General features: G+C 68.5%; 9 protein-coding genes and 1 pseudogene. 5 read left to right on the top strand and 5 right to left on the bottom strand.

Translation table 11 applies throughout. From position 1 onward, the window contains the following. Positions 1-4: 4 nt before the first annotated feature. A complete protein-coding gene (locus ACWPN8_RS09400; protein ID WP_492240605.1) occupies positions 5-2,332 on the bottom strand; it encodes a hybrid sensor histidine kinase/response regulator in 2,328 nt (775 codons plus the stop codon). Between the two features lie 199 nt (positions 2,333-2,531). On the opposite strand from ACWPN8_RS09400, the gene ACWPN8_RS09395 reads away from it, so the two are divergent. Further along, positions 2,532-3,143 carry a hypothetical protein gene (locus tag ACWPN8_RS09395; RefSeq protein ID WP_492240604.1) on the top strand — a complete coding sequence of 204 codons (612 nt, stop codon included), beginning with the start codon at positions 2,532-2,534 and terminating at the stop codon, positions 3,141-3,143. 4 nt (positions 3,144-3,147) lie between these two features. Here ACWPN8_RS09395 and cbiB read toward each other — a convergent pair whose 3' ends face one another. Then, positions 3,148-4,110, bottom strand: a complete 963-nt coding sequence (gene cbiB, locus ACWPN8_RS09390) for an adenosylcobinamide-phosphate synthase CbiB (protein ID WP_492240603.1) — start codon at positions 4,108-4,110, stop codon at positions 3,148-3,150. A gap of 65 nt (positions 4,111-4,175) precedes the next feature. Here cbiB and cobD point away from each other — a divergent pair, with 65 nt between their 5' ends. From cobD to ACWPN8_RS09370, 4 genes are all read left to right on the top strand, one after another. Continuing rightward, positions 4,176-5,294 carry a threonine-phosphate decarboxylase CobD gene (cobD, locus tag ACWPN8_RS09385; RefSeq protein ID WP_492240602.1) on the top strand — a complete coding sequence of 373 codons (1,119 nt, stop codon included), beginning with the start codon at positions 4,176-4,178 and terminating at the stop codon, positions 5,292-5,294. A gap of 310 nt (positions 5,295-5,604) precedes the next feature. Then, on the top strand, positions 5,605-6,885 hold the full coding sequence (locus ACWPN8_RS09380) for a GGDEF domain-containing protein (RefSeq protein WP_492240601.1): 1,281 nt from the start codon (positions 5,605-5,607) through the stop codon (positions 6,883-6,885). Between the two features lie 101 nt (positions 6,886-6,986). Beyond that, positions 6,987-7,292, top strand: coding sequence for an STAS domain-containing protein (locus tag ACWPN8_RS09375; RefSeq protein ID WP_109096612.1), 306 nt, complete (start codon positions 6,987-6,989; stop codon positions 7,290-7,292). A gap of 3 nt (positions 7,293-7,295) precedes the next feature. Further along, complete coding sequence (locus ACWPN8_RS09370; protein ID WP_492240600.1) at positions 7,296-8,492, top strand: PP2C family protein-serine/threonine phosphatase; 1,197 nt, start codon at positions 7,296-7,298, stop codon at positions 8,490-8,492. On the opposite strand, the gene ACWPN8_RS09365 is transcribed toward ACWPN8_RS09370, so the two are convergent. From ACWPN8_RS09365 to ACWPN8_RS09355, 3 genes and pseudogenes are all read right to left on the bottom strand, one after another. After that, the gene (locus tag ACWPN8_RS09365) at positions 8,455-9,423 is read right to left on the bottom strand and encodes a response regulator (RefSeq protein WP_492240599.1); all 969 of its coding nucleotides are present in this window, start codon (positions 9,421-9,423) and stop codon (positions 8,455-8,457) included. The genes ACWPN8_RS09370 and ACWPN8_RS09365 overlap by 38 nt on opposite strands. Before the next feature lie 73 nt (positions 9,424-9,496). Continuing rightward, the gene (locus ACWPN8_RS09360; protein ID WP_492240598.1) at positions 9,497-11,533 is read right to left on the bottom strand and encodes a response regulator; all 2,037 of its coding nucleotides are present in this window, start codon (positions 11,531-11,533) and stop codon (positions 9,497-9,499) included. 148 nt (positions 11,534-11,681) lie between these two features. After that, positions 11,682-12,404, bottom strand: a pseudogene (locus tag ACWPN8_RS09355) (PAS domain-containing protein); the annotation flags it as partial. Positions 12,405-12,583 lie beyond the last annotated feature (179 nt).

The following is a 12,583-nucleotide window of genomic DNA, read 5'->3' as shown; positions in this document are numbered from 1 at the left end:
CGCCCTATGCGGCGGTGTTCAGGATCTCGCGCAGCATCGGGGCGGAGACTGGCTTGTGGATCAGCCGGTGGCCGCTGCGCTGGACCTCGGCGATGCGGGCGGGATCGGTGTCGCCGGTCAGCACAACGGCGGGAACGCGCACGCCGCAGACGCCGTAGATGTCGCGGATCGCCTCCACCCCCGTCCGTCCTTCGCGCAGGCGATAGTCGGCGACGATCATCGCCGGCTGCCGGCCGAGATTCAGCAGCGAGGCGATGGCCTCGTCGGCGGACACCGCGGCGACCACCTCGTATCCCCATTCCTCCAGCATCGCCCGCATGCTCAGCAGGATGATGGTGTCGTCGTCGACGACCACGATCAGCCCCTTGGCGTCCGGCAATTCCGCGGGGACGCGCACCGGCTTCGGGATTGGGCGCGGAACCGCTGTCGGCACATCGAGGAAGAAGCCGCTGCCGCGTCCCGGTGCGGATTGCACCGTCACCCCATGCTCCAGCAGCCCGGCCAGCCGCCGAACGATGGCGAGCCCCAGCCCAAGGCCCTTGCGGCGGTCGCGCTCGGGATTGGCGAGCTGGGTGAACTCCTGGAAGATGTCCTGGGTCTTGTCGGCGGGGATGCCGATGCCCTGGTCCAGCACCGCCAGCCGCAACGTGCCGCCACGGTGACGGCAGCCGACCAGGATGTCGCCATGTTCTGTGTAGCGGATGGCGTTCTCGATCAGGTTGCGCAGGATGCGTTCCAGCAGGGCGGGATCGCTGCGGGTCCAGGCGGACGTCGGGACATGGCGCAGCGTCAGGCCCGCCTCGGCGGCGCGGATGCGGTATTCCTCCGCCAGCCGCTCCAGCAGGGGGCCGAGCGCGAAGTCGGTGACGCTGGGCTTCACCACCCCGGCATCGAGGCGGGAGACATCCAGCAGGCTGTCCAGCATCACCCGCAGCCCGTTCAGCGAATTGGTCATGCTGGCCAGCAGGGGGGCGGCCGGATGATCCTCCAGCTTGTCCGACAGGGCATGGGCGAAGAAGAACAGCGATTGCAGCGGCTGGCGCAGGTCGTGGCTGGCGGCGGCCAGGAACTTGGTCTTGGCGCGGTCGGCGCGTTGGGCATCGTCGCGGGCCTGCAAGGCCTCGACCCTCGCGGCCTCCGCCTCGTCGCGGGCGCGCAGGATCGCGTCCTCCGATGCTCTGCGGGCGGTGATGTCGCGCATGATACCGGTGTACATGCGCCGCTTGCCGACCTTCCATTCGCCGACCGAAAGGTCGAGCGGGAAGGTGGTGCCGTCCTTGCGCAACCCGTCCACCTCGCGGCCGATCCCGACGATCCGCCGCTCGCCCGTTCGGCGGTAGCGGTCGAGATATCCGTCATGGGCGCTGCGGTAGGGCTCCGGCATCAGCATGCTGATGTTGCGCCCGATCACCTCCTCGGCCCGGTAGCCGAAGGTCTTCTCCGCCGCGTGGTTGAAGGACTCCACGATGCCCTGGTCGTCGATCAGGACGATGGGGTCCACCGCGGTGTCGACGATGGCACGGTAGCGCGCTTCCTGCTCCGCCGACCGCTCGGCCTGCTGCCGGCGGTCGAGCAGCGACGACAGCATCGCCAGCGACAGCAGAAGCAGCGTCCCCATCCCGGTCATGATCGCCAGCAGGGACGAGGAGAGCGCGATGCCATGACCGGAGTGGGACGCCGCATGGGGAAGGGCGGCGCGGCTGGCGTCAGCACTTCCGATTGCGGCGGCGCTCAGCTCCGTGATCGGCTCCATCCCGGCGGCCGCCATGCCGGTATAGTGCATCGTCACCACCCCCAGCCCCAGCAGGACGGCACCGGCGGCGCGCTGGAGCGGGCGGCTGGTCCGGAAGGCCAGCCACAGGGCCGCGGTCGATGCGGCGATGGCGACGATCACCGAAACAGCGACCAGAACCACGTCATAGGACAGGTCCATGTCCATGCGCATTCCCGCCATTCCCACATAATGCATGCTGACGATGCCGAGCCCGGTCAGGGTGCCCGCAATCGGCAATTTAAAATAGTTGTTGCCACGGTTGCGCGCTACCGCAAACAGGCCGGCTCCCGAAACGCCGACGGCCAGCAGGAAGGACAGTGCGGTCAGTCCGGCATCATAGCCGATGGGCACGTCGCTGCGGTAGGCGAGCATGCCGATGAAATGCATCGACCAAATTCCGGCACCGAGCGCCAGCGCCGCACCGGCCAATCGCCGTTTGTCGCCCGGACCGTTTCCGGTCGTGTTCCCCAGGGCCGACGCGAGGGATCGGCCTGCCGTACCGCTGCGGGAGTGATGGGCGAGGTCCAGCGCCACATAACCGCCGAACACGGCGATCACATAGGATAACGCGACGAGGAGGGGGTCATAATGGCCGGGCACGGTCGATTCGGCTGTTGTATGGGGTCGTTCGGGGAAGGAGCGGACTCGATTGTGCGTTTACAGAACCAATTTGGATGAAGGTGCCAGTCCCTTCCCACGAACGAAAGGCTCGCCTTCGTGGTAGAAGGGACCTAAGACCTCCGGCGGAATATTTCCAATGAACAGCACTCCCCCTCCCGGGGCGCAGAACCGTCCTGCCTCCCCCGAACCGCCGCCGCCATTGCCGCCGCCATCGCCGCCGTCATCGCCGCCGCGCCGGCTGCTGTCCCGCCTGCTGCGTCCGGTCGCGACACTGTTCGCGATCGCGTATTTCCTGCTGGACGCATTGGCCTATTGGGTGGTGCGTCCGGTCGCCCGCCGGATCGCGCGGCTGCCGCCGTTCGCGCGATTCGGAGAATGGGTGGCGGGGCTTGGACCTTATCCGTCGCTGGTCCTCGTGCTTGTGCCTTTGGCTCTGCTGGAGCCGGCGAAGCCGGTCGGCGCCTGGCTGTTCGCGACGGGCCGCCCCATGGCCGGCGCCGCCGTGATTATCGGGGCGGAACTGGTCAAGATCACCCTGGTGGAGCGGCTGTTCCACATCGCCAAGCCGAAGCTGCTGACCATCGGCTGGTTCGCCTGGGGCTATGTGCGGGTAACGGCCTGGCTCACCTGGCTGAAGGAGACCGCTCCCGCCCGCGCCGCGCGCCGGCTGCTGATCGCAGTCCGTCAGTTCGCGCGCCGGGTCGGCCGGCGCCTGTCCTTGATGGTGCGGCGGGCGGGGCGGGGATGACCGGTCACCCCAGCACGGCCAGCACCAGCGCCCCGGCGATCAGCAGCACGCAGGCGCGGCGGTAGAGCGCCAGCGCCCGGCCGATGTCGTCCGGCGTGGCGGCGGTCCGTCCCGCGCCGAGCCAGACATCCTCGATTCGGGTGTCGCCATAGACCCGGGGCCCGCCCAGCCGCAGGTCGAGCGCGCCAGCCATCGCCGCCTCCGGCCAGCCGGCGTTGGGAGAGCGGTGACGGTGGGCATCCTGCCTCACCGACGCCAAGGCCTGCCGCGCATCCGTCCCTCCCGTCATCCAGGCGGCACCGACCAGCAGAAGGGCGGTCAGGCGCGATCCCGGCAGGTTGACCAGATCGTCCAGCCGCGCCGCTGCCCAGCCGAAGGCTTCGTGCCGCGGGGTGCGGTGGCCGATCATGCTGTCCGCCGTGTTGATCGTCTTGTAGAGCGCCAGACCCGGCAACCCGCCGACCAGCAGCCAGAAAGCCGGCGCCACCACCCCGTCGGAAAAATTCTCGGCAAGGCTTTCGATGGCGGCACGGGCGACGGCGGGTTCGTCCAGCGTGGCCGGGTTGCGGCCGACGATCATCGCCACCGCCTTGCGCGCGCCCTCCAGCCCGGCGGTGCGGAACCCCTTGGCGACCGCCGCCACATGGTCGTGCAGGCTTCGCTGGGCCAGCAGGGTGGACGCCAGCGCCGCCTCAACCAGCCAGCCGAAGGGCAGGAGCCGGCAGGCCCAGGCCACCGCCACCGCGACTCCGCCGACCGTCAGCAGAAGCACCAGCACGGCCAGGACGCCGAACGCCTTGCGGCGGTCGAAGCCGTCGGTCTCACGGTTGAGTGCGCCGTCCAACTGGGCGATAAGCGCTCCGATCCATACGACCGGGTGACGGATGCGGGCGTAGAGTGGGTCGGGATAGCCGACCGCCGCCTCGACGATCAGCGCGGTGGCGAGCAGGAAAGGATGCAGCGGCACGGCAGGGACGTTCCAGGATTGGGGCGGCCCGCTGGCCGCGCGACGGGGAAATGAGGAGCGCGATCATGGCCGAAGACAGCCCGGCGACCAAGCCGCACATGGCGGACCCGCTTGGGTCGGACCTGCCTGTGGCGGACCCGTGGAGGCAGGGTGACGCGACCGAAGGCGTCCTTCTGCATGGTGGCGACCTGGACGGTGCCCGTGCCGCCTTTCCCGGTGCGCTGCTGCCGTGGGTCGACCTGTCCACCGGCATCAACCCCTGGCCCTATCCGCTGCCGCCGGTGCCGCAGGACGCCTGGACCCGGCTGCCCGGCCGCGGCGAGGAGGCGGCATTGCGTGCGGCGGCGGCCGATTGCTATGGCGTGCCATCGGCGGAGCTGGTTGCCGCGGCCTCCGGTTCGCAAGCGCTGATCCAGTTGTTGCCGCGGCTGCGTGCACCGGGCAGCGTGGCGGTGCTGGGACCCACCTATGCCGAGCATGCCCGTTGCTGGGCGCTGGCCGGCCACGATGTGCGGATGGCGGCGGACGTGGTTGAGGCCGACGTGCTGGTCGTCGTCAACCCCAACAACCCCGATGGCCGGCGCTGGCCTGTCGTCCGGCTGCTGGAGCTTGCCGCGGCGCAGGCCGCGCGCGGCGGCTGGCTGGTGGTGGACGAGGCCTTCGCCGATATGCGGCCCGAAGACAGTGCCGCCGCGCATGCCGGCCGGCCGGGACTGGTCATCCTGCGCTCCTTCGGCAAGTTCTTCGGGCTGGCGGGGCTGCGCCTCGGCATAGCGCTGGCCCCGATCGATCTGGCGGCGGCAATGCGCGAGTCCATCGGACCCTGGGCGGTGTCCGGTCCGGGATTGAACATCGCCACCGCGGCTCTCGCCGACCGCGGCTGGATCGCTGCCACGCGCGACCGCCTGACCGCTGCCGCCGCGCAGTTGGACCGGCTGCTGGCGGCAGCCGGATTGCAGGTGGCCGGCGGGACGGAGCTGTTCCGTCTTGTCGAGGACGATCGGGCACCGGCGCTCTATCGGGCATTGGGCGAGGCCGGGATCCTGGTGCGCCGGTTCGAGCACCGGCCGGATTGGCTGCGCTTCGGACTGCCGGGAGACGATGCGGCATGGAGTCGTCTTGATGGCGCACTTGTCCGGAAACAAGTTTGGGCGATGCAACCTTGTAAAATGTCCGCGTCTTGAACAATCGCCGAAAATTTTATACACTCAACCGTTCTTAGAAGTCCGGCCCTTCCAGTTCGACCTTGTCGGAAACCACCGGCGCTGCGAGGAATCAAAAGTCAATGAGACACTCTCGGCCATGCCGGTTCCGGGTTGCATGGCAATGATCTCAGGCCGTGATGCGCATGACGGACGCGATGCCGCGTTGTCGATCCTCGACCGCCTTCCGGTCGGGGTTTGCGTTGTTGCGGCTTCGGGGATCATTCATCACGCGAATCCGGCGCTCCATGCGCTGTTGGCCTGCGAACCGGGCGGGTTGCCGGGACGTAGCTTGTGCGAGTTCGGGCTGGACAGCTGCGATGGCGGCGGTCCGGTCGCCGATCCGGCGCGGGCGCACCGGGTGCTGCGGAACGACGGATCCGTCTGCCGGGTGACGGTGGCGGATGCGCCCTGGACCGCGCTTCCATCCGGCACGAAGGCCGAAGGAGGGGCGGAAAGCCTGCGGCTGGTGACGGTGACGGACGTCGATGCGGTGTATCGGCAGGCCATCCTTGCGGACGAGGATGCATCGCAGGCCGGGAGTCCGGCTGCCGGAACGTTGCGGGACTATGGCGGCAATGTCCGGTACGAGGCACCGGTCCTTGTGGCGGAGGGGGCGACCCGCTTCCCGGCCAAGGACGCCTTCCGTGACGAGTCGGGTATTGCCGGTGTCACCCGGGAATTGAATGACCTGCATCCGAACGAGGAACGGCTTGAAGCCATCCTCGAACAGAGCCCCATCGGCGTTTCGGTGTCCCGCCGCGACGACGGCTGCATCATCTTCGTCAACACCCGCTTCGCCGAATTGATCGGCCTGCCGCGCGAGAGGCTGATCGGCAGCCGCGCCCGTGATTACTACCTCGACAGCCACCAGCGCCTGCGCGTGCTGGAGAGGCTGCGCGGCGGCGGCGGCGTCACCAACATGGAGGTTCAGTTCAGGCGGGCCGACGGGTCGCCCTTCTGGACCCTGTTCACGGTCAATCAGGCGGTGATCCAGGGCACGGCGGTCAATCTGGCCTGGATCTACGACTACACCGAACGCCGCAGCATGGAAGAGGCGCTGCGCGACATGGCGTCGCGCGATCCGCTGACCGGAATTTTCAACCGGCGGTCCTTCATGGACATGGCCCGCGCCCAACTGGCCCGCGCCCATCGCTTCCACGAACCGCTGTCGGTCTTCGTCCTCGACGTCGACCATTTCAAGCGCATCAACGACAGCTTCGGCCATGCTACCGGCGACGATGCGCTGCGCATGGTGGCGGCCGGCTGTCAGGCCATCCTGCGGGAATACGACATCCTCGGCCGGCTGGGCGGGGAGGAGTTCGTGGTGGTCCTGCCCGGTGCGACCGCCGATGAAAGCCGTGTGGTGGCCGAACGGGTGCGCCGCCATCTGGCCCGCATGCCGATCGAGGCGCCGGACGGCACCTTCCGCCTGACGGTCAGCATCGGCATCGCCGGGCTGGAGGGGGCGACCGACACGCTGGAGCGGGCGATCCATCGTGCCGACCTCGCGCTTTATCGCGCCAAGCATCTCGGCCGCAACCTTGTGGCGGTGTTCGAGCCTGGAATGTAGCCTGAAGGCTGGTTCCTGTTCTGCGTTATGCTATCCTTGATCGCGGAGACGCGCCGATGCCCGGGCCGTCGGGTTGACGGCTGGCAAGGTGGGATGCGGCGATGGACTACACGGTGCATGACAGCGGCACCCTGCGCGAACTGGAGATGCGCGGGCAGATCACCTTCGAAGCCGACACCGATTTCCGGACGATCCTCGGGGAGTGGGAGACGGCAGGCATCGCGGATTGCGTCCTCAACCTGTCCGCCGTCGATTACATGGATTCCGCCGGGCTGGGGCTTCTGGTGATGGCGAACAACGCTGCCAGACAGGCCGGCATTACCTTCCGCCTGAAGCATCCGCGCGGTCAGGTCCGCGACCTGATCGAGATTTCCGAGTTCCACACCATCATCCCCTGCGAGTTCTAACCGGTGAGCGGCGGTCCGCCGGTCGTCATCGGCCACCCTCGTCCATCCGCCGCCGGGCCGCTGCGTGATGTCCTGGGCCGGCTGGGGGTTCGCCGCGTCGCCGTGGTGGATGGCGACGGGCTGGCGCAGGCCGTCGCCGAAGCCACGGCCGATCCCCCTCAGCTTCTCCTTCTGCATGCCGGGCTGCCAGGATTCGGCCCCGATCTCCTGGTGGGATTGCGGGAGATGGCGCAACTGCGCGACGTGCCCATCCTCGTCCTCGGCCGCTTTGCCAGCGGCTCCCGCCGGGCGGAGCTGATGCGGGCAGGGGCGACCGACCTGCTGGCGCGTCCGCTGACTTTGGCAGAACTGGCCGCCCGCCTGTCGGTGCATTTGGAAAGGCGTCGCCTCGACCGCTCCCTTCAGGAGGTTATCCGCAGCCTGCACGCCTACCATCACGGCGCCATGCAGCGGATGGCGCTGGCGCGGCAGATGCAGTTGGGACTGCTGCCCGCTGCCGCTGCCTGCCGGTCGCTGGAAGGGCGCTATGGCATCGCGATGGACAGCCACTTCGAATCGAGTTCGGAGTTGGGCGGCGATCTGTGGGGCGCGCGTCCACTCGATGACCGGCGCTTCGCCCTGTTCCTGTGCGACTTCACCGGCCACGGGGTGGCGGCCGCGCTGAACACCTTCCGGCTGCACACGCTGCTGGCCCGCACCGACCTGCCGGCCGACGATCCGGCCGAGACGCTGCGCACGCTGAACGGTTTGCTGGTCGGGCTTTTGCCGGAGGCGCAGTTCGCCGCGATGATCTATGCCGTGGTCGATGTCAGTGCCGACCGGCTGGTCTACGCCACCGCCGGCGCGCCGAAACCGCTGGTCCGCCAGAGGGACGGTGGGTTGGAGGTGGGGCCGAGTTGCGGTTTGCCCTTGGGCTTGGCGGGCGGGGCGCGGTACCGCAACCACAGCCTGGATTTCCCGCCCGGCTCGACCCTGCTGCTGTTCAGCGACGCGCTGTACGAGGCGCGTGGCTGGGACGGCGAAATGTTTGGCTATGGCGGCGTGACCGATCTGGTGCGGGGGCTCGGTGACGATGAGCTGGAGCGGCCGCTGGACCTTATGCTCGACCGCTATTTCGCGACCGTGCCCCGGCTGCTGGCCGACGATCTGACGGTGCTGTGGATCAGTCGGAGCGTCCGTCCGCGGTCCGGCCCAGATTGACGATGCCGACCACGCGGTTGCCGTTGCCGACATAGGTGAGCTGGTCGAAACCGACCATGCGGGCCAGCGCGATGCCGCGGCCGTGGGTGGCATCCGACTGCGAGGCATCGACCGACAGGTAGCGGTTGAAATCGAAGCCCGACCCCATGTCGGTGACGGTGAAAATCACGCGGCTGTCGGTGCGCTCGACATGCAAGGTGGCGTATTTTTCGCGATGTTCGGCCGCGGCCAGCCGCGCCTCGATCTCGCGCGCCAGCATGCCGCTGGCCTTCAGCCGCCCCTTCGCCTCGAAGCCGATGCCGAGGTTGCCGTGCTCCACTGCGTTCACCAGTATCTCCGACAGGCCGAAGGTCAGGCTGTGAGCGGTGGCGGCGACCGACGATAGGGTGATGGCCAGATTCTGCGCCTCCTGCGGGGTGCGGAAGCGGAAGCGCCCGTCGCGCAGCAGACCGATGGCGTCGGAGCGTGACCGCAGGTCTCCTTGCAGGCTCTTCAGCCTTCCGGTCGTCTCCTCCGCCGCACGGACGACGGAGCGCAGCAGGGCACCGTCATAGGGCTTGATCAGGTAGTAAAAGACGCCGGCACGGATTGCCGCTGCGATTTCGGAACTGCTGTCGGAGATGGTCTGGACGATGACGGGGATGTCGGCCAGATGCGGCTCGCGCTTCATCCGCTCATACAGTTCCAGCCCATCGCCGTCGGACAGCCGGCGGTCGAGCAGCACGACATGGATGGTCGATCCGCTGGCCGACAGGATCTCCCAGGCCTGCGCCTTCGTCTCCGCCTCCAGCGTTCGATAGCCGATGCGGGACAGATAGCCGGCGACGATGGCGCGGGTCATTTCCTCGTCATCGACGACCAGAGCGGTGACGGCATCGGCCATGGTCGGCGTGTACTCCAGCGGTTCGGGGCACGATTGGGGAAATTTCATGGCATTTTACCGAAACCGCCGCAATCGTACAATCACCGGCGGCACTGCGTCGCAGCATTACCAGTTGTGGATATCAATCGTCAGTCGCAACAAGCGCCACAGCTGCTTTCCGTGCCGCCGACAGTTCGTCGGCGACGCGTTCGCCGGCGGTGGCGGTCAGGGCATCGAGGTCGCCACGGCGGGCGGCGTCGACCAGGATGTGAGCGGTCCCCGCCAGCCGGTCGAAGCCGACATTTGCGGCCGAGCCCTTCAGGATGTGCGCCTCCCGCTCGATGCCGGTACGGTCGCTTCGTGCAATGGCCGCGCGCAGCAGATCGAGGTGCTGCGGGCTGTCGCCGAAGAAGGTTTCGAGAAGCAGGGCAAAGCCGTCCTTGCCCAGCGCGTCGCGCAGTTCTTCGATCTTCTCGGTGTTGACGGTGGCGGGTCCGGGGGTCGCCTTAGGTGGCGATGCGGCTGGGCCCCCGCCGTCGCTCTTGTCGTCCTCCGACGGAGGGATGAAGCGGGCGATGGTGTCCAGCAGCTTGCGGGCGTTGATCGGCTTGGACAGATAGTCATCCATGCCGGCCTCCAGACAGATGGCGGCATCGCCCTGCATGGCGTTGGCGGTCAGCGCCACGACGGGAATCCGGGCCACCGCTCCGGACAGCCGGCGGATCCGCCGCGTCGCCGTCAGCCCGTCCATCACCGGCATCTGCACGTCCATCAGGACGAGGTCGTAGGGCCGGGCGGTCACCGCCTCCACCGCCTCCTCGCCGTTGGACACCGCTTCCGCGCTGACCCCGGCCCGGCGCAGCAGGGCCAGCGTCAGCTGCTGATTGACCGGATTGTCTTCCGCCACCAGAACGCGGACGCGCGGCGTCGGTTGGCCGTTGGAGACCGGCTCGATTCTTGCGGCGGTCGGCGGCACCGCTGCCGTGCTGTCGCTCGGACGCGGAATGACGGTCCCGGCGGCCGGACCGCTCCCCGGCGCAGCATCGGGCCAGGACGCAGGCGGGGCGCCAGCCAGCGACAGCGCGGGCCGTTCCAGCAGGCGGGCGAGACATTGGCAGAGGGTGCTGAAACGGATCGGCTTGGGCAGGTGGGTGTCCACCGGCGCGCGTTCCTGCTCCTGCCCCTCCAGCCTTTGCGAGGAGGCGAGCGCCAGCCGGATGCCGGCCAGTTCCGGGATGGCGCGGATACGCCGTGCCACGTCCGGTCCGGTCAGGCCGGGCATGCGGTGATCGAGGATCGCCGCGTCGAAGGGCGTGCCGAGACGGGCGGCGGCGACCAGCCGGTCGAGCGCCTGCTCTCCGCTCTCCGCCGTCTCGACGACGATGCCGAAGCCGTCGATCTGCCGGGTCAGCAGGTCGCGGTTGACGGCGATGTCATCGACCAGCAGAAGGCGCCGCCCGGCCCAATTGCCGATGGGGGACGGCGGATGGGCGCTGCCGACACTGCGTTTCAACGGGACGGACACCCAGAAGACGCTTCCCGTCCCCGGCTCGCTGTCCACGCCGATCCGACCGCCCATCAACTCGGCCAACCGCTTGCAGATCGCCAGCCCCAGGCCGGTGCCGCCATGGCGCCGCGCGGGAGACGAATCGACCTGGGTGAACATGGCGAACAGGCGCGGCCGCTCCTCCTCCGGGATGCCGATGCCGGTATCGCGCACCTCGAACCGGACACGGACGCCGTCTTCCGCCTTGCCGGAATCGGGACCGTCCGCGTCCTGCCGCTCGTCGGGCTCCTCGCTCAACAGGATGGTGACGCTGCCGGAATCGGTGAATTTCACAGCGTTGCCGGCAAGGTTCAACAGGATCTGCCTCAGCCGCCCGGCATCGCCCAGCAGGGGACCGCGCAGCCCCGGCGGCACGAAGCTGGCAAGGTCCAGTCCCTTGGCCGCGGCGCGCGGCGCCAGAATCTCCGCGACGCTCTCGACCATCGGCACCAGTTCAAACTCTCCAACCTCCAAATCCAGCCGGCCGGCGTCGATCTTCGAGAAGTCGAGGATGTCGTTGATGATGACCAGCAGCGATTCGGCGGAATCGCGGATCGTCTCGGCATATGTGCGCTGTTCGGCCTCCATCGGCGTATCGAGCAGCAGCCCGGCCATGCCGATCACCCCGTTCATCGGGGTGCGGATTCTCGTGACTCATCGTCGCGAGGAATTCCATCTTGATGCGCTGGCCGTCCTCCGCCCGCTCCTTGGCGTCGCGCAACGTGTGCTCCAGCCGCTTCTCCTCGGTCAGGTCGCGCAGGATTGCGGCATAAAGCGGGCCAGCGGCGGTCTTCACCAAGGCCATGGAGTAGGCCAGCGGGAAGCCTTCCGTCCGATCCCCGGCTTCGTCGGCCGCCACCCGCAGCGCCATGATCTCGCCGCGGGTGGCGAGATCCATGGTGCGGCGGCCGCGCGCGATCTCTTCCAGCATGCGGGAAACGTCGGCCCGCCTGTCCGCCGGCAGGAAATCCACCACCAGCCGACCGACAAGCTCGCCCGGTGCGCAGCGGAAGATGGCATGGGCGGCCGGGTTAGCCGCTTCGATCACACCGTCCGGCCGCGCGGTGACGATGCCCTCCGCCGCGGTATCGACGATGGCGGACAGGCGGGCATTGGTCTCTTCCAGCTCCTTGCCCTGTTCGCGCTGTGCCGCAAGGGAGCGCGCCAGCAGCAGCCCGAACAGGCCGAGCAGCAGGATCATGCCGCCGGACAGCAGCGATGCCATCCGCAGATTGTCGCGCCAGGGAGCCAGAACCGTGTCCGTGCGCACGCTGACGGTCAGGATCAGCGGCCAGACCGGTGTCGTCCGGTAGGCGACGATTCGCGTTCCCGGGCCGGCGTCGACATCCGCCCCGGAGTGGCGGAACACGCCATATTCCGCCTGCGGCAGATAATGGCGGAACAGCGGGGTGGCGGCGAAGGATTTGGCGATCTCGGTCCCGGTCTGCGGCTGGACCGTCAGCAGCGTACCGTCATAGCGGTACAGCGCGATCCGGTCGCCCATTCCCGCGCCCGCGCCACCCTGCACAGCCCGGTACAGGCCCTGGAAGTAATCCGGATTGACGGTGGCGACGACGACCGCCTGGAGCGTGCCGTCTGCCTCGCGCAGGGCGCGGCTCATGGGCAGCAGCCAGCGGCCGGACCGTTCGCCTGCCGGCGTGCGGTCGATCAGGCTGCGTCCCG

The sequence above is a fragment of the Azospirillum sp. UENF 112521 genome, assembly GCF_058780665.1.
This window is presented reverse-complemented; position numbering and strand designations above follow the sequence as displayed.

Coding starts and splice junctions, on each gene's coding strand:
- ACWPN8_RS09360 (WP_492240598.1), bottom strand. CDS start 11,533: ATGAACGGGGTGATCGGCATGGCCGGGCTGCTGCTCGATACGCCGATG.
- ACWPN8_RS09395 (WP_492240604.1), top strand. CDS start 2,532: ATGAACAGCACTCCCCCTCCCGGGGCGCAGAACCGTCCTGCCTCCCCC.
- cobD (WP_492240602.1), top strand. CDS start 4,176: ATGGCCGAAGACAGCCCGGCGACCAAGCCGCACATGGCGGACCCGCTT.
- ACWPN8_RS09375 (WP_109096612.1), top strand. CDS start 6,987: ATGGACTACACGGTGCATGACAGCGGCACCCTGCGCGAACTGGAGATG.
- ACWPN8_RS09365 (WP_492240599.1), bottom strand. CDS start 9,423: ATGAAATTTCCCCAATCGTGCCCCGAACCGCTGGAGTACACGCCGACC.